We start from the raw sequence: 24,039 nt of genomic DNA on the forward strand, positions 1-24,039 counted from the left end.
CGAGCTCCTTGCGGCCGTAGCCGACGTTCACGCACCAGAGGCCGGCCATCCCGTCGATCACCTTGTTGCCGTCCGAGTCCCACAGGTAGACGCCGTCGGCCTTCACGATCACGCGGCTGCCCGCGCGATTCAGCGCGCCCATGTCGGAGAACGGGTGAATGTGGTGCGCGGCGTCGAGCGCGCGGTATTCGGCGGTCGTGCGCGCCTGCGTCGCACGGGGCGCTGCGGCCGTGGCGCTCGGTGCGGCCGGCTGGATCCAGGCAGATTCGTTGCGGTACGTCATGTTTCCTCCGTGATTCCGTATTCGGTCGGGTGCACGCTCACACGTGCAGCAGCAGATGCCTGCGTTCCCACGAGCTGATCACGCGGAAGAACGCTTCGTATTCAGTGTCCTTCAGCGCCAGGTACGCTTTCACGAACTTGTCGCCGAGAATGCCGGCCAGCGGCGTGCAGGCCGCCATCAGCGAGATGCCCTCCTCGAGATTGCGCGGCAGCTGGTACGGCAGGTTGTAGCCGTCCGACGCGATCGGCTCGGTCGGCGCGAGCTGCTGGGTCAAGCCGAGATAGCCGGCCGCGAGCGTCGCCGCGAACGCGAGGTACGGATTGCAGTCGACACCCGGGATCCGGTTCTCGATACGGCGCGCCGACGGGCCCGACTGCGGAATGCGGAAGCCGACCGTACGGTTGTCGTAGCCCCACTGCACGTTGATCGGCGCGGCCATGAAGCGCGACAGGCGGCGATACGAGTTGATGTACGGCGCGAAGATCGGCATCAGTGCGGGCGTGTACTTCTGCAGCCCTGCGAGATAGCTGTGGAACATCGGCGACACCGCACCGTCCTCGCTGGAAAACAAATTGCGCCCCGTGTGCGCGTCGGCCAGGCTCTGGTGGATGTGCATCGCCGAGCCCGGCTCGTCCTGCATCGGCTTCGCCATGAAGGTTGCATACATGTTGTGGCGCAGCGCCGCCTCGCGCACGGTGCGCTTGAACAGGAACACCTGGTCGGCGAGCGACAGCGCATCGCCATGCACGAAGTTGATCTCCATCTGCGCCGCGCCGACCTCGTGGATCAGCGTCTCGATATCGAGCCCCTGCATCTCGCAGTATTCGTAGATGTCCTCGAACAGCGAATCGAACTCGTTCACGGCCTCGATCGAATACGACTGCCGGCCGGTCTCCGCACGCCCGGTGCGGCCGACGGGCGGACGCAGCGGCAAGTCGGGATCGGCGTTCATGTCGACGAGATAGAACTCGAGCTCGGGTGCAACAACCGGTTGCCAGCCTTTCGCCTTGTACAGGTCGAGCACGCGGCGCAGCACGTAGCGCGGCGAGATCTCGACCGGTGAGCCGTCGAAATGCACGCAGTCGTGGATCACCTGCGCGGTCGGGTCGACGGCCCACGGGATCAGGCAGATCGTCGACGGATCGGGCACGCACACCATGTCGGGATCGGTCACGCCGGTCAGCGTACCGTCCTCCGGATAGTCACCGGTGACGGTCTGCACCATCACGGCCTGCGGCAGGCGCATCGATTCGCCGGATTCGAACTTGTTGCGCGGAATGATCTTGCCGCGCGCAATGCCGGCCATGTCGGGAATGATCGCCTCGACCTCGGTGATGCGGTGCTGTCGCAGGAATTCGCTCAGTTCGGGTTGCATGATCGGCCTCTATCAGTCGACGTCGGATGCGGCCGGTGACGGCATCGCGCCGCCGGCCGCATGAATGCGATGCGTCATGCGCGCGCGACATGCCGCGCCGAATGCCGCGAAGATGTCGCGCGACAGCGGCTGTTCCGCGTAGCGCCATTCGGGATGCCACTGCACGCCGAGCACGAACGCGCGCGCGCCGCGCACGCTGACGGCCTCGACCAGCCCGTCGGGCGCACTGGCTTCGACGACGAGCCCCACGCCGAGTTGCGCGATGCCCTGGTCGTGCAGGGAATTGACCGTCGCTTCCTGCGCGCCGCGCGCGACCCGCTGCAGCAGGCCGCCCGGCGCGAACTGCACGACGTGCGCGGGGCCGTACTGCCGTTCGAGCGGATCGGCGGGCCGCTCGCGGTGATCGTCGAAGCCGGTCGTCGCGTGCAGCCGCTGATGCAGCGTGCCGCCGTAGGCGACGTTCAGCTCCTGCATGCCGCGACAGATCGCCAGCACGGGCACGCCCGCGTCGATTGCCGCGCGGATCAGCGGCAGCGCGGTCGCGTCGCGAGCGGGGTCATGCAGCGTGTCGGGTGCGCTCGCGTCGCCGCCGTAATGATGCGGCTCGACGTTCGAATAGCTGCCGGTCAACAGCAAGCCGTCGATCGCCGCGACGATCGCATCGGCCGGCTGACGCGCGCCGAGCGCGGGCAGCACGAACGCAAGCGCGCCGGCGCCGTCGACGAGCGCGGCCAGGTACTTCTCCCCCGCCGAGTGGTTCGGATGCGCACCGCGCAGGATGCGGTCGGCGGTGACGGCTACGATCGGGCGCGCACGCATGGGCGGCTCTCCGGTAATCGCGCGCGATGCGTCTGCACGCGGGACGTTGAAGGTTCATGCCGACGCCGCACGCATGCGCCACGACGCGGCGCATGACCATGCGCGATCCTGCCGCGCGGACGATGCGGCAACAGGCGGTGCGACCCGGAACGGAAGCGGAAAACGACGCTAGGGCAACAACGATGCGCTGCCGTCGCACTGCACCGCGCTGAACACGTGCGCGGACACGAGATTGAAGCGGCGCAGGCCGCGATGGGAAATGGCGAAGAAACGAGGCGCGCGTAAAAAGGCGGCACGCGTGCCGCGATCAGCATGCCGGAACGGCCCGGCCTGAGGCGGCGCGCCCGCCGACGGACTTCGCGTCCGGCGTATCGAAGGGCTGGCGGCTTTCACGATCGTACTCGACTGACTGATGAATGCAGGACACGTGTCGCGATCAAGCGCATGCGGCAATGCCGCGCGGCGACACGTCGGCAAGGTGTCTCGCAGCGCATTCCGGCGCGGTGCGGCCACGATCGATGGCCCCGCCGCACGTGCGCGCGTGACGACTTCCTGACATTCAGCTTATATCAACTAAAAATTGCGTCAAATTTTCAGGGGCCGATGACGACATCGATCAGACGAAAGCCAAACGAAAAAAAACGGCATCGATCCCGTGGATCGATGCCGTGTTGTGCATTGCATCGGTGCGGCATGCTGCGTGCCGGCGGGCCACGACGCGCCTGCTCCGCCGCGCTGCCGCATCCGTGCGGCCCGCGTTCAACGATGCGCGAGCGCGGTTTCGACGAGCGTCTGCAATAGCGGCACAATCCGCGCCGCACGCACTTCGTCATACGCGTAAGGACGCGTCTCTTCCATGTAGGTGATCTGCGAGAGCTCGAGCTGCAGGGCCTCGACGCCGGTAGCCGGCACGCCGTAGTGACGCGTGATGTAGCCGCCCTTGAAGCGCCCGTTCGCGACCGCCGTATAGCCGCCATGTTCGAGCACGCGTGCGGCCAACGCCTCGGCCAGGCCCGGCGCGGCACTCGCGCCGCTCGACGTGCCGAAGTTGAAGTCAGGCAGGCGACCGTCGAAGAAGCGCGGCACGTGCGAGCGGATCGAGTGCGCTTCCCATACGAGCACGCGGCCGTGCTCGCGCTTCAGGCGTGCCACCTCGCCTTGCAGCGCCTCGTGATACGGCAGCCAGTAGCGATCGCGGCGACGCATGATCTCGTCGTTGCCGGGCAGCGCGTTCGCCGGATACAGCGGCGCCTTGTCGAACGTATCGACCGGCACGAGCCCCGTCGTGTCCTGCCCCGGGTACAGGTTCTCGTTGTCGGGCGGCCGGTTCAGGTCGACGACGTAACGCGCATGCGACGGTACGAGGATCGATGCGCCGAGGTCGGCCGCGAATCCATACAGCCGTTCGAGATGCCAGTCGCAATCGTCGACGAAACGCGCGTCGTCCGTCATCGTCGCGGCGATGTCGTCGGGGATGTGCGTGCCCGCGTGCGGAATCGAGATCAGCAGCGGCAGCGTGCCCTGCTTCAGCGTGAATACAGCCGGTTGTTCAGTCATGTCGCATCACCGTTGGAGGTCTGCCGGCGCACGCTTGCGGCGTGCGCCGGTTGCGCGCATCAGCGCAGCAGTTGCGCCAGTGCGGCGCGGTAGTCGGCATACGCGACGGCTTCGTCGCGATGACGGCGGCCGCTCACGACGCGCTCGCCGCCCGTGTAGACGTCGAGCACCGGCGTGTCGCCGTGCTCCGCGAACACGATACCCGACAACCACGACGTGTTGTCGTGTTCGGCGATCGCCGGATGATCGGGATCGAGCACGAGCCAGTCCGCGCGGCACCCTTCTTGCAGCGCACCGACGCGCCGCCCGCTGGCCTGCGCGCCGCCCGCGAGCGATGCGTCGAACAGGCGATCGGCGACATGCGCCTGCGTGTCGCTCGCCAGCACGTTGCGCGCGCGGTGCACGAGCCGTTGCCCGTATTCGAGCAGGCGCAACTCCGAGCGCCAGTCGACCGACGCGTGGCTGTCCGAGCCGACGCCGATCACGCCGCCTTGCGCGAGATAGTCGACGGCCGGGAACACGCCGTCGCCGAGGTTCGCTTCGGTCGTCAGGCACAGGCCGGCAACCGCGCGACGCTTCGCGAGCGCCGCCGTTTCAGCCGCGTCGACGTGCGTCGCGTGCACGAGACACCAGCGCGCATCGACGTCGAAGCGATCGAGCAGCCATTGCACGGGGCGCGCGCCGTACGCACGCACGCAGTCGTCGACTTCGGCCGTCTGCTCGGCGATATGGATATGCACGGGTGCATCGTCGGGCAGCCCGTCGAGCAGCACGCGCAAGCCGTGCTCGGATACCGCCCGCAGCGAGTGCGGTGCGACGCCGTAGCGCAGCCCGCCGTGCTCCGGCGCCACGCGGCGCATCGCGTCGAGCAGTTCGAGCAGGCCGTCGGGCGTATTGATGAAGCGGCGCTGGTCGTCACGCGGCGGCTTGTCGCCGAACCCGGCGAACTGGTACGACACAGGCAGCATCGTGATGCCGATACCGGCGGCGCGCGCGGCGTCGATCACGCGCGTGCCGAGTTCCGCGATCTGCGGATAGCGCGAGCCGTCCTGCGTGTGATGCACGTAGTGGAATTCGCACACCGACGTGTAGCCGCACTTGAGCATCTCGACATACAGCCAGCGCGCGATCGCGGCGAGCGCGTCGGGCGTGATCTTCAGCGCGAAGCGGTACATCAGGTCGCGCCAGCTCCAGAAGCTGTCGGACGGATTCGCGCGATATTCGGTGAGCCCCGCCATCGCGCGCTGGAACGCGTGCGAATGCAGGTTCGGCATGCCGGGCAGCACCGGCCCGGCCGCATGCGCGGCGCCAGCCGGTGCGTCGGTGTCGGGCGTCACGCCGGTCAGCGTGCCGGCCGCGTCCCACCGCAGCAGTACGTTACGGCGCCAGCCATCGGGCAGGTACGCATGGTCTGCGAACAACAGGGTGTCGGTCATGAGGCTATCCATTCATCCGGCGAAACACGGTCGTGCCGCCGCGTACGACCTGCTCGCACAGCGGCCGGCCGATCCAGTAGGCGAGCTCCGCCAGCGAGCCGACCGACCACGCGGCGAAGTCGGCCTGGCGACCGACCTCGAGCGCACCGTGGCGATCCGCGCGGCCGAGCGCCGCCGCCGCATGGCGCGTGACGCCCTGCAGCACTTCGGGCACCGTCATGCGGAACAGCGTGCAGCCCATGTTCAGCGTCAACAGCAGCGATTCGAGCGGCGACGTGCCGGGGTTGTGATCGGTCGCGAGCGCGATCGGCACGCCGTGCTTGCGCAGCAGCTCGATCGGCGGCAGTTGCGTCTCGCGGATGAAGTAGTACGCGCCGGGCAGCAGCACGGCAACCGTACCGGCTGCCTTCATCGCCTCGATGCCCGCTTCGTCGAGAAATTCGAGGTGATCGGCGGACAGTGCGCGGTAGCGCGCGGCGAGCGCCGTGCCGCCCGCGTTCGACAGTTGCTCCGCATGCAGCTTCACGGGCAGCCCGCGCCGCGTCGCGGCCTCGAACACGCGTTCGGTCTGCGCGAGCGAAAAGCCGATGCGTTCGCAGAATACGTCGACCGCGTCGACGAGCCCTTCGTCGGCCAGCGCCGGCAGCATCCGGTCGCACACTTCGTCGATGTACGCATCCGCACGGCCCGCATATTCGGGCGGCAGCGCGTGCGCGCCGAGGAAGGTCGTGTAGACGGTGACCGGAAAGCGCTCACCGAGCTGCCGCGCGACGCGCAGCATCTTGCGTTCGCTCGCGAGGTCGAGCCCGTAGCCCGACTTGATCTCGATCGCGGTCACGCCTTCGGCGAGCAGCGGCTGCAGGCGTGCCGCGGCCTGCACGAACAGCGTCGTCTCGTCGGCCGCGCGCGTCGCGCGCACCGTCGATACGATCCCGCCGCCCTGCCGCGCGATTTCCTCGTAGCTGACGCCCGCGAGGCGCTGCGCGAATTCGTCGGCACGCGTGCCGCCGTACACGAGGTGCGTATGGCAGTCGACGAGGCCCGGCGTCACCCACGCGCCGTGCAGATCCTCGCGCCGCCAGTGCGCATAACCGTGCGGCAGCGCGGACATCGCGCCGAGCCAGACGATCGTGCCGGTTTCGTCGACGGCGATCGCCGCGTCGTCGATCGTCTCGTCAGGATGGCCGTGCGGACACAGCCTCAGGTGATGCCAGACAGTCGGTTTCATGCGTTCAGTCTCGTTCGCCGATGGCGAGCGACACGGCGAGCAACGCGCCGCTCCCGCTCACGACGACGTCAAACGCACGCCGCGGCCCGTCGAGCCGCAGCGTGTCCATTTCTTCCAGGGTGTAACGCGTGCCGTCGATTTCGACGGCGGCTTCGCCGGCCGCGCAATACAGCAGCACGGTATCGGCATGCTCGATGCGGTGCGCGCCCGCGCGCCACACGTCGAGCGCACCGCGCGCGGCCGAACGGCGCGTCATCAGATTGAAGTCGCGCGTCGCGCCGTCGTGCAGCGTCGCGTCGATCGCCGCTTCACCCGCAAAATCCGCGCGCGCCAGCGGTGCGTCGAGCACGTGGCGTGCGCCGCCTGCCTCGGCGAGCGTCATGCCCGCGCCGGACAACAGCACGAGCGTGCGGTCGATCCCGTCGAAACGCGAGAACGGCCCGGCCGTGCCGACGTCGGCGACGCTCACGCGCCACGCGAACGCGTCGAGCGCGGCGCCCGGCGGGAACGCGCCGATTTCGCGCGTCACGCCGCCGCCGTTCTTCCATGGCGACGCGACGAGATCCGCTGCGCGGATCATCGTCGCAATCGCCGGCGCCTGGTGGAGCGCCGTCATGCTCAGCGGCCGAGCATCGGCAGCTTCAGGCCGGCTTCGCGGGCCGTCTGCTGCGCGAGTTCGTAGCCGGCATCCGCATGGCGCATCACGCCCGTCGCCGGGTCGTTCAGCAGCACGCGGCCGAGACGCTCGTGCGCGTCGGCGGTACCATCGGCGACGATCACGACGCCCGAGTGCTGCGAGAAGCCCATGCCGACGCCGCCGCCATGGTGCAGCGACACCCACGATGCGCCGCCTGCGGTGTTCAGCAGTGCGTTCAGGAGCGGCCAGTCGCTCACGGCGTCCGAACCGTCCTTCATCGATTCCGTCTCGCGGTTCGGGCTGGCGACCGAGCCGGTGTCGAGGTGGTCGCGGCCGATCACGATCGGGGCCTTCAGTTCGCCGTTCTTGACCATCTCGTTGAACGCCTGGCCGAGGCGATAGCGATCCTTCACGCCGACCCAGCAGATCCGTGCCGGCAGGCCCTGGAACGCAATGCGTTCACGCGCCATGTCGAGCCAGTTGTGCAGGTGCGGATCGTCGGGGATCAGCTCCTTCACCTTCTGGTCGGTCTTGTAGATGTCTTCCGGATCGCCGGACAGCGCGACCCAGCGGAACGGGCCCTTGCCTTCGCAGAACAGCGGGCGGATGTAGGCCGGCACGAAGCCCGGGAAGTCGAATGCGTTCTCGACACCCATTTCCAGCGCCATCTGGCGGATGTTGTTGCCGTAGTCGAGCGTCGCCGCGCCGCGTTCCTGCAGCGCCAGCATCGCGCGCACCTGGACGGCCATCGACTGCTTCGCGACCTTCACGATGCTCTGCGGATCGACCTTCTGCGCTTCGCGCCATTGCGCGACGGTCCAGCCTTGCGGCAGGTAGCCGTTGATCGGGTCGTGCGCGCTCGTCTGGTCGGTCACGCAGTCCGGCGTGATGCCGCGCGTGACGAGTTCCGCGAACACGTCGGCCGCGTTGCCGAGCAGGCCGATCGACACCGGCTTGCCGGTGCGCTTCGCTTCCTCGATCATGCCGAGCGCCTCGTCGAGCGTCGTCGCCTTCTTGTCGACGTAGCGCGTCTTCAGGCGGAAGTCGATGCGGGTCTCGTCGCATTCGACCGCGATCATCGAGAAGCCGGCCATCGTCGCGGCCAGCGGCTGCGCGCCGCCCATGCCGCCCAGGCCGCCCGTCAGGATCCAGCGGCCCGACGGATCGCCGTTGAAGTGCTGGTTCGCGACCGAGAAGAACGTTTCGTAGGTACCCTGAACGATGCCCTGGCTGCCGATGTAGATCCAGCTGCCGGCCGTCATCTGGCCGTACATCATCAGGCCCTTGCGGTCGAGCTCGTGGAAGTGATCCCAGTTCGCCCAGTGCGGCACGAGGTTCGAGTTCGCGAGCAGCACGCGCGGCGCATCCTTGTGCGTGCGGAACACACCGACCGGCTTGCCCGACTGGATCAGCAGCGTCTCGTTCTCTTCGAGATCCTTCAGCGACGCGAGGATCTGGTCGTAGCATTCCCAGTTGCGTGCCGCACGGCCGATGCCGCCGTACACGACGAGCGCATGCGGATGCTCGGCGACTTCCGGGTCGAGGTTGTTCTGGATCATCCGGTAGGCCGCTTCGGCCAGCCAGGTCTTGCAGACTTTCTCGCTGCCGCGCGGCGCGCGGATCGTGCGCGTCGGATCGAGACGGGGATCGATGTGTTTCGGATGGTTCATGACGACTGCTCCCGAAGGAAAATGACTATCAAATAGGAATCAGAAATGCCCGGTGAAGCGATAACGGCTGCCGGGATGCCACAGATTCGCCACCGAGGCGACGACGCCCTGCGACCAGGTGCGTCGATGTAAAACCAGACACGGCTCGACGTCGTCCATCCGCAGCTGCTCGCGCCGCTCGGGCGCCGGGGCCGCCGCTTCGATCCGGTACTCGACGCGCTGCAGCGGCGCCGCGCGCATCAGGTACAGGTTCGGCGTCGTGTTCGTGAAATCCTGCTCGGCGTAATCCGGCGCGACCGCCGGATTCACCCATCGTTCTTCGAGCTGGACGGGCTCGTCATTCTCGAAGTGCAGCACCTGCGAATGAAACAGCTTCGTGCGCACGGCGACCTGCATCTCGTCGGCGAGCGCGTCGTCGGCGCGGATCGTGTCGAGGCCGAGCACGCTGGCGTGATACGCATGCCCGCGCGCACCGACTTCCTCCGAGATGCTGCGGATCGCGACCAGCGTCGACTCGTACTTCGGCCGCGCGACGTAGGTGCCCGCACCCTTCATGCGCGTGAGCACCTGCTCGGCCGTCAACTCGCGCAGCGCGCGGTTGACGGTCATGCGCGCCACCTTGAATTCGCGCGCCAGCTCGTTCTCGGACGGCACCTGATCGCCCTCCTCCCACTCGCCTGCGTGGATGCGGGCCAGGATGAAATCCTTGATCTCCTGGTAGACCGGCGCGCTCATGGGCTTACTGTTCCGACGCGAACGAGAACGGCGCGACCTTCGCGAACGCGCGCTCGCCGACCAGCTTGGCGATCACGGCGATGTCCGGTGCGAAGTAGTGGTCGAGCTCGTAGTGCGCGACCTTGCCGCGGATCGTTTCCATCACCGGCGCCAGCTTCGGGCTCGTGTGGTACGGCGCGCGCAGGTCGACACCTTGTGCGGCGGCCAGCAGTTCGATCGCGAGGATGTGCTTCGTGTTGTCCGCGATGTCGGCGAGCTTGCGCGCGGCGAACGTCGCCATCGACACGTGGTCTTCCTGGTTCGCCGAGGTCGGCAGCGAGTCGACCGACGCCGGGTGCGCGAGCGTCTTGTTTTCCGACGCGAGTGCGGCCGCCGTCACGTGCGCGATCATGAAGCCCGAGTTCACGCCGCCGTCCCTCACGAGGAACGGGGGCAGGCCCGACAGCGTCGCGTCGATCAGCAGCGCGATGCGGCGTTCGGCCAGCGCACCGATTTCCGCTGCGGCAAGCGCGAGGTTGTCGGCCGCGAACGCGACGGGTTCGGCGTGGAAGTTGCCGCCCGACAGCACTTCGCCGGTATCCGGGAAGATCAGCGGGTTGTCCGACACGGCGTTCGCTTCGACCAGCAGCACGTCGGCCGCATGGCGCATCTGGTCCAGGCACGCGCCCATCACCTGCGGCTGGCAGCGCAGGCTGTACGGGTCCTGCACCTTGTCGCAGTCGCGGTGCGACTGGTTGATCGGCGAGCCTTCGAGCAGTTCGCGGTACGACGCGGCCGCGTCGATCTGGCCTTGATGGCCGCGCAATTCATGAATGCGTGCGTCGAACGGCTTCACCGAACCGGCAGCCGCGTCGACCGACAGCGCGCCGGCGACGAGCGCGGTGCGGTACAGGTCTTCGATCGCGAACATGTTGTCGAGCGCCAGCGCGGTCGATGCCTGCGTGCCGTTCAGCAGCGCGAGGCCTTCCTTCGCCTGCAGCGTCAGCGGCGCGAGGCCCGCGACGCGCAGACCGTCGAGTGCGCTTGCACGCTCGCCGCGGATGAACACTTCGCCGACGCCCAGCAGCACGGCCGACATGTGCGCGAGCGGCGCGAGGTCGCCCGATGCGCCGACCGAGCCCTTCACCGGGATCAGCGGCAGCACGTCCGCGTTGAACAGCTTGATCAGCGCGTCCATCACTTCGCGACGGATGCCCGAGTGGCCGCGGCCGAGGCTCGACAGCTTCAGCGCCATCAGCAGGCGCACCGACGAGCGTGCCATCGGCTCGCCCACGCCGACCGCGTGCGACAGCACGAGGTTCTTCTGCAGCAGTTCGAGCTGGTCGTGCGGGATGTGCGTGCTGGCCAGGCGGCCGAAGCCCGTGTTGATACCGTAGGCCGGCTCGCCCTTCGCGGCGATGTCGGCAACGGCCTTCGCGCCGGCGTCGATCTTCGCGAAGCTGGCCGGGTCGAGCGCGAGCTGCACGGATTCGCGTGCGATCTGGCGCAGTTGCGGGAGGGTCAGATGGCCGGGGGTCAACGTAATCATGTGAGCAATCCTGTCTAGACAAGTTCGGAATGGATTGAAGTGTAGCCACGCCAACTTGTCTAGACAACCCGTTTTTCACCGATTTCGACTTGGGAGTTTCCCTGATGCCCGGCGCGGCCCGCCGCATCGGCCCGTGTGATCCTGTTATTAACAATTGTTGCAATTATTTTTTCTTTGGCAACATACGGATCACCATTCGCCACGGAGACCGCCATGCCCTTCCCGTCACGACTCGCCGCCCGGTTCGGCCGCCCCCTTCTGTTCGCCGCGTGCGCACTCGCCGGCGGCGCGTCGCTCGCCGCGGAGCCGCTGTCGGGCACGCTCGAGAAGATCCGGCAGAGCAACCTGATCTCGATCGGCCACCGCGAAACGTCGGTGCCGTTCTCCTACGCCGACGCGAACGGCAAGGTCATCGGCTTCTCGCAGGACCTGTGCGACCGCGTGATCGCCGCCGTGAAGGCGCGCACCGGCAAGCCCGACCTGCAGGTGCGCTTCATTCCGGTCACGTCGCAGAACCGCATTCCGCTCGTGCAGAACGGCACCGTCGATCTCGAATGCGGCGTGACGACCAACCTCGCCGCGCGCCATGCGCAGGTCGCGTTCTCGACCACCTTCTTCGTCGCGACGACACGCCTGCTCACGCGCACGACGTCGGGCATCCGCGACTTCCCCGATCTCGCCGGCAAGACGGTCGTGACGAACCAGGGCACGACGTCCGAACGCCTGTTGCGCAAGATGAACGAGGAAAAGAGGATGAACATGCAGATCATCAGCGCGAAGGACTACGGCGAAGGACGCCTCACGCTCGAATCGGGCCGCGCGGCCGCGTACATGATGGACGACGTGCTGCTCGCGGGCGTGCGCCAGCTCGCCGCGAAACCGGCCGACTGGCAGCTCGTCGGCACGCCGCAATCGTCGGAAGCCTACGGGTTCATGCTGCGCAAGGACGATCCGCAGTTCAAGGCGCTCGTCGACGGCGTGCTCGTGCAGCTGATGAAGCGCGGCGAGATCAACGCGCTGTACGACAAGTGGTTCATGAAGCCGGTACCGCCGAAGGGGCTGTCGTTCGACTTCCCGATGAGCGACGTGATCAAGGCGCGCTATGCGGCGCCGAACGACGCGCCGCTCGAATGAGCGCCGCGCGCTGACCGCGGCTCACGCACGCGTCCACGCGACGCACGCCGCATAGCCGGGCGCCGCGTCGAGCCACGCCGCATCGAACGCCGCGACGCCGGCGGCGGGCGCGGCCGGCTCGACGATCGTCGTCGCGGGGGTCGCGACATCGCGCGGCGGTACGACCGCGAACGCGCTCAGCCCGCCGACGATGCCCGTGCCGAGCGCCTTGAGCAGCGCCTCCTTCGCACTCCAGACGCGCATGAATGCGCAGGCGCGTTCGGCCGGCGGCAGGCTGTCGAGATAGGCGGACTCGGCAGGCGCGCAGACTTCGCGCGTCAGCGCCCGCCAGTCGGTCGCGCGGTTGCAGCACTCGATATCGACGCCCACGCGGCCCGCGGGGGCCCACGCAAGCAGCGCATGGTCGCCGGCATGCGATACGTTGAAGTCGAGCGACGCACGATGCGCGCCGTCCAGCGACGGTCGCCCCGATGTATCGACGACGATCGCCACCGCCTGCGGCGCGATGCCGAGGGCCGTGCCGAGCACGTCGCGCAGCGCGGCACGCGTCGCGGCGCTGCGCACCGCATCCTCATGCCGCATGAAGCGTGCGGCCCGCGCGCGCTCGCCGTCGCTCAGTGCCGCATACGCGGGCGACGCAAGCGGCACGCGCCAGTCGAAATCGACGCGCGCGATCTGCACGCCGGCGCGGGCCGCGGCGGGCGGCGCGTCGAGCCGCTGCATGCGCCAGGCGCGGGGGCTTTCAGACGGAGAAGCGGATTCGGGGTGGACGAGCATCGACGTGCGGCGGCCTGTGGAAGGAAACGTCCGATGTTAATCGATCAGGCGGTATGGCGAACCGTTGCAGCCCGCCGGCGTCAATGCCGCTGGCACTGGACGCCGCGCTGGCGCTTGTCGTTCTCGCGACAGGTGCGTGACGTGTCCGCCCTATCACCCGTTCGCGGCAACGCCCGGCACGCCGCTGCCGGACCCACGCCCGCGCGATGCCGGGTGAATCGCATGCACTTTGCCCGGCGCATCGGCCGGCAACGCGCCGTGTTGCAGCCAGTAGAGCGCGAGCGGCCACAGTGTTTCGGCGAAGCGGCTGTGGAAAAACGCGAAATGGCCGATCGCGTCGACGCCGATGTCGGCCGGCGCGATCCGCAGATGCGTGACGTCGCTGCCCGTGTAGTAGCCGACCAGCCGCTCGATCGCCTCGACCGTGCCGAACCCGTCGTCGTCGAGGCCAATCGCGAGCATCGGCGCCGACAGCCCCGCGAAGCGGGCAGGCAACGCGACGCGGCTCGCGGCGGGTTCGGCGAGCGGGCCGCTCGTATAGCCCTCCTCGAAGCGCGCCTGCGAGCGCACCCACGACAGCGCGACGCCGCGCGGCGTGTCCTCCATCCAGCCGAGCCGCTTCGCGGGCACGTAGCCGAACACGGCCGCGAGCACCGGCATCGCGACGTGCCACTTCCACCACATGCGCCGCCGTTCGGCCGGCAGGTAATCGCGCCAGTACGCGTACTGCGCGCCGACCGTCACCGCATGCCGCACGTGGACGTTCGATGCGGCGAGCCCGAGCACGAACCCGCCGATGCTGTGCGCGACGACGTCGATCGGCTGGCCCGGAAACGCGTCGCGTGCGTAGTGCAGCGCGGCCTCGCAATCGAGCCGCCCCCAGTCGAGCCAGTTCGCGCGCAGCTTCGCGAGCTGCGCCGGGCGCGACCCGCCGATGCCGCGATAGTCGTAGACGAGCACGTCGCGCCCCTGTGCGAACAGCCAGGCCGCGAAACGGAAGTAGTAGTCGCAACGCACCGACGTCGCGCAATTGACGACAGTCACGGGCCGCACGACACCGCCGCCGCGATGGCGCCATACATGGCCGCGCAATGCATAGCCGTCGGCCGCGCGCAGCGTCACCGGCTCGGGGGGCAATGCGTCCGCCGCGCGGGTGCCCTGCGTCATTTCGCTGCCTTCGTTCGAAATCGTCATCGTGTCTCCGGTCCCATGCTTCGCGGCCCGTCCGGGTTAGCGTGTCAGCGCCTGCTCTCGCCCATGCTTCGCAGCCGGCCGGGGCGTCGCAAGCCCTATCCTTCACCGCCCGCGCCAGCCTCCATTGAACTTGACGCGCCCCGCGTTCTCAACCAATCTTGCTGCTCCGTTCGCATGAGTCACGCGCATGTCAACGCCGCTCGTCCGCCTCCCGTCGCTCGACCTCGTCCGCGGTTTCGTCGCCGTTGGCCGCCGCATGAGCATCACGCTCGCCGCGCAGGACCTGTGCGTCACGCAATCGGCGGTCAGCCGCCAGGTACACGCGCTCGAAGCGCACCTCGGCGTCGCATTGCTGCAGCGCGGCTACCGGAAGATCGCGTTCACGCCCGAAGGCGAGCGGCTGTTTCGCGTCGCGGATGCGGCACTGCACGGGCTGCAGGACACCGTCGCGTCGCTCGCGGCCACGCGCGAGCGCCAGCCCGTCACGATCACCGCGAGCATCGGCGTCACCGCGCTGTGGCTGCTGCCGCGGCTCGGGCGGCTGCAGGCGCGCCTGCCGGAGATCGACCTGCGCGTCGCCGCGAACGACAAGGTACTCGATTTGCGCGCCGAAGGCATCGACCTCGGCATCCGCTATTGTCCGCGCGACCGCGCGCCGGCCGGCGCGCTGCGCCTGTTCGACGAGATCGTCGTGCCGGTCGCCCATCCGGCGCTCGCGGCGCGGCCCGTCACGAACGCGGCCGCGATCGCCGACCACGTGCTGCTCGAATTCGACGGGCCGCCGCAGCCGCAATTGCAGTGGCGCGCGCACCTGCACGCGGCCGGGCTCGGTGACGCGCGCCCGAAAGGCGTGCTGCGCTTCAACCAGTACGACCAGGTGATCCAGGCGGCGATCGCGGGCCAGGGCGTCGCGCTCGGCCGGCTCGCGCTCGTCGCACCGATGCTCGCGGACGGGCGGCTCGCGGTGCTCGGGCCGCACACGCAGGCGCTGTCGGATACGTACGGCTACTGGCTGTTCCAGCACGATCCGGCCCCGCGCCGCGAAGTCGCCGACGTGCGCGACTGGATGCTCGCCGAAGCGGCCGAATGCGATACCGCGATGCGTGCGCACGGCACGGCGTCGGCGTAAGCCGGCGCGGCCCCCGCGTACTGACCTGACCGCTGCCGGGCACGCCCGCTCCTCCTCCGCGTGCGCCTCATCGCATTCCTGCCACGCATGCCAACCTGACCGAATGATCGCTTGAGCGACGGCGGCCCCGATCGTCTAATCGGATCGAGCGCGGCCGTGTTGCCGCGCGCCTTCATTCGGAGACACGCATGACCCCGATCGAGCACGAAGCCCGCCGCCGCTGGCTGCCCGTCCTGGCCGGCGGCCTGATCATGGGCGCCGCGCTCGGCATCCGCCACGTGCAGGGCCTGTTCCTCGCGCCGGTGTCGCTCGACCACGGCTGGTCGCGCGAAGCGTTCGGGCTCGCGCTCGCGCTGCAGAACCTGATCTGGGGCGTCGCGCAACCGTTCATCGGGATGGTCGCCGATCGCTTCGGCTCGCTGCGCGTGATCGTCGCCGGGATGCTGCTGTATGCGGCCGGGCTCGTCACGATGGCGCATGCGGCGACGACCGGCATGTTCACGGTCGGCGCCGGGCTCGTGATCGGCATCGCGCTGTCGGGCTCGGCGTTCGCCTCGATCTATGGCGCGCTGAGCCGCCTGTTTCCGCCCGACCGGCGCGGCTGGGCGCTCGGCGTCGCGGGCGCGATCGGCGGGCTCGGACAGTTCTGCATGGTGCCCGTCGCGCAGACGCTGATCGGCGGCATCGGCTGGCGGCACGCGTTCATCGCACTGGCGCTCGTCGCGGCGCTGCTTGCACCGCTCGCCATGCTGCTACGCGACCGACCCGCGCAGGCTGCCGGCGCCGCCGGCCCCGACCAGTCGATCGGCGAAGCCGTACGCGAGGCGTTCGCACATCGCGGCTTCTGGCTGCTGAACGCGGGCTTCTTCGCATGCGGCTTCCAGCTCGCGTTCGTCGCGACGCATCTTCCCGCGTACCTGCTCGACCACGGGCTGCCGGCACGCCACGCGAGCATCGCGCTCGCGCTGATCGCGCTGACCAACGTGGCCGGCACCTATGCGTGCGGCCATCTCGGCGGGCTGCTGCGGCGCAAGTACGTGCTGTCGGTGCTGTACCTCGTGCGTGCGCTCACGATGGCCGTGTTCGTCGCAGCCCCCCTGTCGCCCGCGAGCGTCTACGTGTTCGCGGCCGTGATGGGATTCACGTGGCTCGGCACCGTGCCGCTGACGAACGGTGTGATCTCGCAGGTGTTCGGCGTGCGCTACATCGCGACGCTGTTCGGCTTCGTGTTCTTCGGGCACCAGCTCGGCAGCTTCTTCGGCGTCTGGCTCGGCGCGGTGGTGTACGACGCGACGCATTCGTACATGCCGCTGTGGATCGGCTCGATCGCGCTCGGCGTACTCGCGGCGTTGCTGCACCTGCCGATCAACGATGCGCGCGTCGCACGCCCGGCATCGGGCAACGCGGCATGGGCATGATCCGCGCGGCGCTGGCTGCCGGCACGCTCGCATTCGTCGCGTGGTGCGGCGCGGCCTATTTCAGCTCGGACGTCGCGTACGCGCTGCTCGAACACGTCACGTTCTGCAATTGATGCGGCAACCCGGAGCGTACGGTCAGCGGCGCTTCGGCAATGCCGCCAGCGCATCGAGCGCGCGGGCACGCGCGGCCGCATGCTCGACGAGCGGCACCGGATAATCGACCCCGAGCCGCACGCCAGCCGCATCGCGTTCCAGCGGCGACGCGTCCCACGGCGCATGGATCGATGCGTTGTCGAGACCGGCAAGCTCGGGCACCCAGCGCCGCACGTACGCGCCGTCGGGATCGAACTTCTGCCCCTGCGCGACCGGATTGAAGATGCGGAAATACGGCGCGGCGTCGGCGCCGCACCCGGCCACCCACTGCCAGCTCGCCGCGTTGTTCGCGGGATCGGCGTCGACCAGCGTGTCCCAGAACCACGCTTCGCCCGCACGCCAGTCGATCAGCAGATGCTTGATCAGGAACGACGCGACGACCATCCGCACGCGGTTGTGCATCCAGCCGGTCGTCCACAGTTCGCGCAGGCCTGCGTCGACGAGCGGATAGCCGGTCAACCCGCGCTGCCATGCGTGCAGCGCCGCGGGATCGTCACGCCACGGCATCGCATCGAACTGCGCGCGGAAGTTGTCGGTCGCGAGCGCCGGGAAGTGATACAGCAGCGTGTAGCTGAACTCGCGCCAGCCGAGTTCGCTCAGGAATTTGTCGGCGTCCGCGGCAAGCGCCGCGCCGCCTGCGCTCGCGGCACCCTGCACGGCGTGCCACACCTGTCGCGGCGACAGGTTGCCGAAGCGCAGGAACGGCGACAGCCGGCTCGTCGCGGGACGGTCGGGAAGATCTCGTGCATCTACATAGCCGGCAAGCGATGTCGTCAGGAACGCGTCGAGCTGCGCGTGCGCGCCGGCTTCGTCGGGCATGGGCCACGCATCGCGCAGGCCGCCGGCCCAATCCGGCGAATGCGGCCGCAATGCAAGCGCGTCGAGCGCCAGCGCGCGGTCGCGCACGGCCTTCGGCCACGGATGAAACGCGATCCGCTCGGGCTCAGGCAGCGGCACGGCGACCGTGCGATCGCGGCGCGCCGCACGCCAGTACGCGGTGAACACCTGATACGGGGTGCCGCCGCCCGTCAGCACCTCCCACGGCTCGTTCAGCAGGCTGCCGTTGCTGCTCTCGACCGTGACGCCGCGCGCCTTGAGCGACGCCTTCAGCGCCGCGTCCGCGTCGCGCTGCGGTTGCGCATAGCGGCGGTTCCAGTACACGGCTTCCGCACCCGTGTCGTGCACGAGGCGGGCGATCTCGTGCTGCGCGTCGCCGCGCAACAGCAGCAGGCGCCCGCCATGACGCGCGAGCGCCGCATCGAGCCCGGCCAGCGCCCCGTGCAGCCACCAGCGCGCCGCGCCGCCGAGCGCTCGCCCTGCGCCGTCGCCCGTGTCGTCGACGAATACGCACACGAGCGGCCGGCCCGATTCCACCGCGCGCATCAGCGCGGGCTGGTCGGTCACGCGCAGATCGTCGCGGAACCAGACAATCGCGGGAGCAACGGACGACTTGGCAGGCACTGGCACCTCGATGACGAAAGCGGAAAGAGACACGTATTGTCGCGGCTGCGCTGCGTGGTGTCGACGTTCGGCGCGCATGCCGCGCCGGCGCGCCCGTGCCGCCGACCGTCACGGCGATCGCACCACCCTGCCGCCCCGGTAAAACGCCTTAGTCCATTCCGACGATTCTTCGCCGCGTGCGCCGGCCTACGCTCGATGTCGGGTGCGCTGCGCTACGCGGCACGTGCGGGCCGCAAAGGCCCCCGCACGTCCCGATCCGCACCCGTCACGCGCGCCGACCAATGCCGGCGCGGCTCCTTCCGACCGCCGCGACGCTTCCCGCCACCCGGGTACGTGTGGCTTCATCCGATACGCCGTCATGACCAAACCCTCGAATCTCGTCACCTCGATCACCGTCGACATCGACGCACCGGCCTCCGTCGTCTGGGAAGTGCTGACCGATTTCCCGCGCTACGGCGAATGGAACACGTTCTGCGTCGGCTTCGAAACGACCGGCAGGCTCGGCGATGTCGTGCACATGCAGGTGCGCATCCCGGGCACGGAGACCGTGATTCCCGTCAACGAGATCCTCGTCGCGTACGAACCCGAACGCCTGCTGTCGTGGGAGCAGCGCCCGACCGACGACAACAAGGACGCCGCGCGCCGCGACCAGTACATCGATGCGATCGGCGCGGAGCGCTGCCGCTACTTCACGACCGACCAGTTCCTCGGCGTCAACGCGGACACGATCATGCAGCACCACGGCGGGTGGGTAAAACAGGGTTTCGACCAGTGCGCGCGCGACGTGAAGCAGCGCGCCGAAGCGCTCCACGCGGCACGCCGGCGCAACGGCGCGTGACCGGGACCCGCCGATGCCCGATCTGCAAACGCTGTCCGACCATCACGACATCCGCGAGTTGATCGTCGCGTATTCGAGTGCGATCGACACGCGCGACTTCGACGCGCTCGACGCGGTGTTCACACCCGATGCGGCAATCGACTATCGCGCGATGGGCGGCATCGCGGGCCGCTATCCGGAGGTGAAGGCCTGGCTGCGGACCGTGCTGCCGCAGTTTCCGCAGTACCAGCACATGGTCGGCAACCTGTCGATCCGGCTCGACGGCGATACCGCGCGCAGCCGCACGATCTGCTTCAATCCAATGGAAGTCGCGCTGCCGGACGGCGGCACGCAGGTGATGTTTCTCGGGCTCTGGTACGTCGACCGTTTCGCGCGCACCGCGCAAGGTTGGCGCATCGCCGCGCGCGTCGAGGAGCGCTGCTACGGTCACAACGTGCCGGCCGTGCTCGCGGGCGCGACCGGTTGATCCATTCGCGATGCGCGCGTCGTGCGAAGGTGCACGGCGCACGCATCGTCGCAGCCCGCTGCGTCAATCGAGCCGGAACGCGGCCTCGAATCGCTCGGCGAATGCGTCGAACTCGGTTTCCGGCAGATGGTTGATGCCGCCCGCGCGCTTGCGCCCGCCGCCGGTCGGAAAGCCGCGACAGAACTCGTCGGCGCCGAGCGGTCGGCCATCGGGCACGCGCACGCTGACGACGAGCCCGCCGTCCGCGCGCGGCGACAGCACCGCGAGCGCCGCATGCGGCGCGTTGCGCATCCGTTCGTTCGCGAGCATGCCCGTCGCGCGCCGCGCCCACGGATGATCAGGCATCCGGACCAGCGTCGCACCGGGCACCTCGCGCAGCGGCGCGAGTGCGCACGCGCGCGCCATGTCGTCGCGGTAGCCGTCGCGCAGCGCGGCGAACACAGTTGTCTCGCGCACGAAATCGAGCGGGTCGACGCACGGCAGCATCGCATCGGCGAGCGCGGCCGGGTCGAAATGCAGATCGCCGACACACTCGCCGTACGCGTTGTAGTTCAGGTAGAGCCCGAGTTCGGCCAGCGTGTCGCGTTCCGCGTCGTCGATCCCATGCTCGCTCGCAAGCGCGTTCCCGAGCGCCGGCAATTCGTCGCCGAACGCCGCGACGATCGCCCAGCGCACGTGCCGGCCGCCGAGATAACGGTTCACGATCGCGCTCGTGCACACGTCGGCCGCCGTGTCGATATGCGCGTCGAAGCGCGGATCGTCGGGCAGTTCGCCCGCGAAGTGATGGTCGAAATAGCGGACCGTCACGCCATCGCACAGCAGCCGCGCGCACGCATCGCGATTCTGGTCATGCGACACGTCGAGCACGGTGACGATGTCGCCCGCCCGTGCGTCGATCCGCTCGAGCAGCCTGATGTCGCGTTTCACGCCGGTCACGAGCGTGCCGTGCACGCTCTCCGCAAGCCGCAGTTGCTGAAGCGCGCACAGCCCGTCCGCGTCGCCGTTGAATGCAAAGAAGTGTTGTGTGTCGTGGTTGTCCTGCATGATCCTGTGCTCCATCGTCAGGGCATGAAATCGCCGCCGTTCGCGTCGAGCGTCGCGCCCGTCACCGCATTCGCGTAGTCCGACGCGAGGAACAGCGCGGCCCGCGCGCAGTCGTCGTCGGTCGGCAGCTTCGCGAGCGCGATGTTCGATGCGATCGGCGCGATGATCTGCGCTTCCGTCATCCCGTACTCGGCGGCCGCCTGCCGGAAATACGTCTGGGTCGGCACGCCCCACATCCACCCCATGTGAATGCTGTTCGCGCGAATGCCGTGCACGCCGAGTTCGCGCGCCAGGTATTTTGCCGCAACCGCGAGCGCCCCCTTCGATACAGCGTAGCCGCCTTCCCCTGCAAACGGCTTGCGGGTCGCCTGCGTGTTGATCATCACGATCGCGCCGCGCTTGTGCCGCTTCATGTGCGGCACGACTTCCTGCGTGAGCGCCATCGTACCGAACACGTTGGTGTCGAACACCGCGCGCCAGCCGTCGAGATCGGCTTCCTCCACCGGTTCCGGAAACGTGCCGTGCACGAACGCGCTGTTCACGAGCGCGTCGATCCGGCCAAAGCGCTCGACGGCCTGCGTCGCGAGCTGCCGGCATTGCGCGCGGTCGGTGATGTCGGTCTTCACCTTCAGCACGTCGCAGTCGACGCCGAGCGCACGGATCCGCGTGTCTGCGTCGTCGAGCTTGTCCATCGTGCGCGCCGCGACGACCACGCCGCGCGCGCCCTCGCGCGCGGCCTCGACGGCGAGCTTCACACCGAGCCCCGGCCCGATCCCGGAAATCACGACGATCTTGTCCTTCAGCAACATGGGTTGTCTCCTGGTTGTCGTGGGTCTCGCGAGCCCGGCCGTCAGCCGGCCGCCCGCAGGTGCCGCGCGCGATACGCGGCGAAGTCGTGCGCGAGCTGCGCATCGGTGAAGCCGAAGCGCGCGATCGAATAGTCGTGTGCGGCGCGCTTGTCGCGGCCGTTGCGCGCCATCCAGTCCGTCATCGCCGTGCGCTGCCGCGCATCGAGCGTCATCCCGGCAAACGCGTACACGGCCTCGGCAACGCCGAGCGGATTCGACACCGTGTCCTCGAAGCGCACGTCGAGGAAGCGGTCGGCCGGCAGCGCGTCGCGCGCCGCCATCGCCGCGCCGATCGCGCGTGCCATCCCCGCGTTCCACTGCGCGCCGACGGCAAGCGGATCGGGATCGTCCGCATACATCTGCCACAACGTGTGCGCCATGCTCGCCATCGACGGAATCGTCTGCGCCGGATCGCGGTGCGTGAGCACGACCTGCGCACGCGGAAACACCCGGCACAGCACGTCGAGCGCATGCAGGTGCTGCGGCGTCTTCAGCAGCCAGCGCGCGGCCGGCGCGACGCCGCGCTGCGCCTTCTGCCATTGCAGGAACTGCAGCATCCGCTTCAGGTACGTATAGACCGGCGTGAGATCCTGCCGCGCGAGCCACGCCGTGTAGCGCGGTACGTTCGCATACGAATCCATCGCGCACACGAACGCATGCTCCATCAGCATGAACTCCTCGTCGGCGAGCATCGCATCGAGCGGATGGATCGTCAGGATCTGCGGAATGCAGTCGATCATCGTCGCGACCTCGGCCTGCGCACGCGCGATGCGCAGCGTCGGCTCGGCGAGCGTCTCGCCCGCGAGCGGCGCCGGGTAGCGGGTTTCCCACCACGCGGCAGCATGGAAGCGCGGGTCGACGGCCAGCAGGCGCTGCAGCAGCGTCGTACCCGTGCGCGGCAGGCCGACGATCACGAGTGGATCGTCGATTTCGATCTCCGCGATCTCGGGATGACGCCGGAAGTAATCCTCGATGACGAGCCGGTTCGCGAGCTGGCCGACGAGCTTCTCGCGCATCATTTCCGCGCCGCGTGCGGACAGCTTCGCTTCGTCGATCAGCGACGCGCACATCACGTCGAGCGCTTCGCGGTACGGCCCGTCGCCGAATGCGGTCAGTCCACCCGTGCGCGACACGGCTTCGGCGATCAATCCGTCGGGCGCGAGCAGCGTGCGGGTTCGATCCAGCGGCGCGTTCATGCGGCCTCCTTCAGCGTCGCGAGCTTCACGACCCGCGTGCGCGGATGCACAGGCTGCGCGGCGCCGACCCAGCGCCAGCAGATCGTGCCGGTGCGATGTCCGGCCGTATCGAGCCAGTTCGCGTCACCCGGCCGCGCGGCCGCGACGACCACCGTCACGCCGCCGTCCGCATTCCGCCGCGCGCTGTGCTTGTTCACGCAGATATCGAAGTGCCGGTAATCGAGCGATTCCATCCAGTAGTTGTTGAGCTGCACGTTCCAGAAGTCACAGTCGGGCACCGTGTCGACGTCGATCACGAGTGCTTCGTCGTCGGCCAGCGACCAGCACGAGTGGTAGTAATAGATGTTCGGATCGCCGCCGACCGACTGGCACAGCGCCTGGTCGGCCGGCGGCAGCGCGTTCACGTGCGACCGGTAGCTCGCGGCCCAGTCCGCGAACAGCTTCGACGTCTGCTCGACGAACTGCGCGGCGCGCGTGAGGCCGCCCTGCAGCACGCTCGGGTCGAGCGGCGCCGGGCGATCGGCGGCGCCGATACGCTCGATCTTCAGTTGTGCCGGCGTTTCCGCGCGCCGGTCGAGGAAGGTCTGGCGCACCAGCAATGCGTTGGTGCCCGGCTCCATGCGTACCCAGTTGCCCGCGCGCGGCGTTTCGCTCAGCACGATCTCGAAGCTGCCGTCCGGCGCGATCTCGAGCTGCTTCGCGTCGAGAAAGCCCGTCTGCAGCATCTTGCCGTCGGTCTCGTAGCCGCCCTTCTGCGTGCCGAAGCTCAGGTAGGCCACCGTGCCGCGCCGCCCCGTCACGCGATATTCGCAGCGGCCGTCGAGACGCGCGTACTGGTACAGGTTGTCGGGATTGTCGGCGCCGATCTTCGCGGTCTCGTGCGACGGCGAGAAAAACCCGGGCCATGCGCCGTCCGCGAACTCGACGTGCATCTCGAGCGCGATGCGCATCAGCCGGCTCAGGTAGCGGAATCCTTCCGCGCGCGTCAGCGGATCGTCCGGCGCCTCGGCGCGCAGGATCTGTTGTCCGCTGCGTTTCAGGGTGTCGCAGAAATCGGCCCAGGTCTGGCCCGAAAGCAATTGCGTGGCACGTGAGTCGTCCGTCATGTGTTCT

At 68.7% G+C, this 24,039-nt stretch carries 22 protein-coding genes and 1 pseudogene; 6 read left to right on the forward strand and 17 right to left on the reverse strand.

Features of this window, described 5'->3' with window-relative positions; translation table 11 throughout:
• From CFB82_RS12350 to hutH, 10 genes and pseudogenes are all read right to left on the reverse strand, one after another.
• Positions 1-283: pseudogene (locus CFB82_RS12350) on the reverse strand (aminotransferase class III-fold pyridoxal phosphate-dependent enzyme); the annotation flags it as partial.
• A gap of 37 nt (positions 284-320) precedes the next feature.
• Positions 321-1,658, reverse strand: a complete 1,338-nt coding sequence (locus tag CFB82_RS12355) for a glutamine synthetase family protein (protein ID WP_069248391.1) — start codon at positions 1,656-1,658, stop codon at positions 321-323.
• 12 nt (positions 1,659-1,670) lie between these two features.
• Positions 1,671-2,477, reverse strand: a complete 807-nt coding sequence (locus CFB82_RS12360; protein ID WP_089484285.1) for a gamma-glutamyl-gamma-aminobutyrate hydrolase family protein — start codon at positions 2,475-2,477, stop codon at positions 1,671-1,673.
• A gap of 759 nt (positions 2,478-3,236) precedes the next feature.
• Complete coding sequence (gene hutG / locus CFB82_RS12370) at positions 3,237-4,034, reverse strand: N-formylglutamate deformylase (protein WP_089484286.1); 798 nt, start codon at positions 4,032-4,034, stop codon at positions 3,237-3,239.
• A gap of 59 nt (positions 4,035-4,093) precedes the next feature.
• Positions 4,094-5,470, reverse strand: coding sequence for a formimidoylglutamate deiminase (locus CFB82_RS12375; protein WP_089484287.1), 1,377 nt, complete (start codon positions 5,468-5,470; stop codon positions 4,094-4,096).
• A gap of 4 nt (positions 5,471-5,474) precedes the next feature.
• Positions 5,475-6,698, reverse strand: coding sequence for an imidazolonepropionase (gene hutI / locus CFB82_RS12380; protein WP_089461285.1), 1,224 nt, complete (start codon positions 6,696-6,698; stop codon positions 5,475-5,477).
• Positions 6,699-6,702: 4 nt separating this feature from the next.
• Positions 6,703-7,314: a HutD/Ves family protein gene (locus CFB82_RS12385; protein ID WP_089445972.1), complete on the reverse strand. Its 612-nt coding sequence runs from the start codon at positions 7,312-7,314 to the stop codon at positions 6,703-6,705.
• Positions 7,315-7,316: 2 nt separating this feature from the next.
• The gene (gene hutU / locus CFB82_RS12390; protein WP_069248397.1) at positions 7,317-9,005 is read right to left on the reverse strand and encodes a urocanate hydratase; all 1,689 of its coding nucleotides are present in this window, start codon (positions 9,003-9,005) and stop codon (positions 7,317-7,319) included.
• Between the two features lie 39 nt (positions 9,006-9,044).
• The gene (hutC, locus tag CFB82_RS12395; RefSeq protein WP_069248398.1) at positions 9,045-9,740 is read right to left on the reverse strand and encodes a histidine utilization repressor; all 696 of its coding nucleotides are present in this window, start codon (positions 9,738-9,740) and stop codon (positions 9,045-9,047) included.
• Positions 9,741-9,744: 4 nt separating this feature from the next.
• Positions 9,745-11,268, reverse strand: coding sequence for a histidine ammonia-lyase (gene hutH, locus CFB82_RS12400; protein WP_069248399.1), 1,524 nt, complete (start codon positions 11,266-11,268; stop codon positions 9,745-9,747).
• A gap of 213 nt (positions 11,269-11,481) precedes the next feature.
• On the opposite strand from hutH, the gene CFB82_RS12405 reads away from it, so the two are divergent.
• Positions 11,482-12,402, forward strand: coding sequence for a glutamate/aspartate ABC transporter substrate-binding protein (locus CFB82_RS12405; protein ID WP_089484288.1), 921 nt, complete (start codon positions 11,482-11,484; stop codon positions 12,400-12,402).
• Positions 12,403-12,423: 21 nt separating this feature from the next.
• Here the strand turns inward: CFB82_RS12405 and CFB82_RS12410 are convergent, their stop codons facing one another.
• Together CFB82_RS12410 and CFB82_RS12415 are read right to left on the reverse strand one after the other, a co-directional pair.
• On the reverse strand, positions 12,424-13,179 hold the full coding sequence (locus tag CFB82_RS12410; protein ID WP_089484289.1) for a 4'-phosphopantetheinyl transferase family protein: 756 nt from the start codon (positions 13,177-13,179) through the stop codon (positions 12,424-12,426).
• Positions 13,180-13,332: 153 nt separating this feature from the next.
• Positions 13,333-14,373, reverse strand: coding sequence for an alpha/beta hydrolase family protein (locus CFB82_RS12415; RefSeq protein WP_089484290.1), 1,041 nt, complete (start codon positions 14,371-14,373; stop codon positions 13,333-13,335).
• Positions 14,374-14,560: 187 nt separating this feature from the next.
• Here CFB82_RS12415 and CFB82_RS12420 point away from each other — a divergent pair, with 187 nt between their 5' ends.
• The 3 genes from CFB82_RS12420 (at position 14,561) to CFB82_RS43965 (ending at position 17,033) form a co-directional block, all read left to right on the forward strand.
• Positions 14,561-15,502: a LysR substrate-binding domain-containing protein gene (locus CFB82_RS12420; protein WP_089484291.1), complete on the forward strand. Its 942-nt coding sequence runs from the start codon at positions 14,561-14,563 to the stop codon at positions 15,500-15,502.
• 188 nt (positions 15,503-15,690) lie between these two features.
• Positions 15,691-16,920, forward strand: a complete 1,230-nt coding sequence (locus tag CFB82_RS12425; protein WP_089484292.1) for an MFS transporter — start codon at positions 15,691-15,693, stop codon at positions 16,918-16,920.
• A complete protein-coding gene (locus CFB82_RS43965) occupies positions 16,911-17,033 on the forward strand; it encodes a hypothetical protein (RefSeq protein WP_256990355.1) in 123 nt (40 codons plus the stop codon). The genes CFB82_RS12425 and CFB82_RS43965 overlap by 10 nt, the downstream gene beginning before the upstream one ends.
• Before the next feature lie 22 nt (positions 17,034-17,055).
• On the opposite strand, the gene CFB82_RS12430 is transcribed toward CFB82_RS43965, so the two are convergent.
• The gene (locus CFB82_RS12430; RefSeq protein ID WP_089484293.1) at positions 17,056-18,534 is read right to left on the reverse strand and encodes a cryptochrome/photolyase family protein; all 1,479 of its coding nucleotides are present in this window, start codon (positions 18,532-18,534) and stop codon (positions 17,056-17,058) included.
• A gap of 358 nt (positions 18,535-18,892) precedes the next feature.
• Here CFB82_RS12430 and CFB82_RS12435 point away from each other — a divergent pair, with 358 nt between their 5' ends.
• Both CFB82_RS12435 and CFB82_RS12440 read left to right on the forward strand, forming a co-directional pair.
• Positions 18,893-19,372, forward strand: coding sequence for an SRPBCC domain-containing protein (locus CFB82_RS12435; RefSeq protein ID WP_069248406.1), 480 nt, complete (start codon positions 18,893-18,895; stop codon positions 19,370-19,372).
• Between the two features lie 13 nt (positions 19,373-19,385).
• Complete coding sequence (locus tag CFB82_RS12440) at positions 19,386-19,838, forward strand: nuclear transport factor 2 family protein (protein ID WP_089484294.1); 453 nt, start codon at positions 19,386-19,388, stop codon at positions 19,836-19,838.
• Between the two features lie 63 nt (positions 19,839-19,901).
• Here CFB82_RS12440 and CFB82_RS12445 read toward each other — a convergent pair whose 3' ends face one another.
• Genes CFB82_RS12445 through CFB82_RS12460 form a run of 4 tightly spaced genes read right to left on the reverse strand, consistent with a single transcriptional unit; the run spans position 19,902 to position 24,032 of the window.
• Entirely contained in the window at positions 19,902-20,882 is a 981-nt protein-coding gene (locus tag CFB82_RS12445; protein ID WP_089484323.1) for an acetyltransferase, read from the reverse strand.
• 17 nt (positions 20,883-20,899) lie between these two features.
• Positions 20,900-21,691 carry an SDR family oxidoreductase gene (locus CFB82_RS12450; protein ID WP_089484295.1) on the reverse strand — a complete coding sequence of 264 codons (792 nt, stop codon included), beginning with the start codon at positions 21,689-21,691 and terminating at the stop codon, positions 20,900-20,902.
• Between the two features lie 41 nt (positions 21,692-21,732).
• Entirely contained in the window at positions 21,733-22,926 is a 1,194-nt protein-coding gene (locus CFB82_RS12455; RefSeq protein ID WP_089484296.1) for a sulfotransferase family protein, read from the reverse strand.
• Positions 22,923-24,032, reverse strand: a complete 1,110-nt coding sequence (locus CFB82_RS12460) for a DUF1214 domain-containing protein (protein WP_089484297.1) — start codon at positions 24,030-24,032, stop codon at positions 22,923-22,925. The genes CFB82_RS12455 and CFB82_RS12460 overlap by 4 nt, the downstream gene beginning before the upstream one ends.
• Positions 24,033-24,039: the final 7 nt, after the last annotated feature.

This window comes from Burkholderia sp. HI2714 (assembly GCF_002223085.1).
Classification (GTDB): domain Bacteria; phylum Pseudomonadota; class Gammaproteobacteria; order Burkholderiales; family Burkholderiaceae; genus Burkholderia; species Burkholderia lata_D.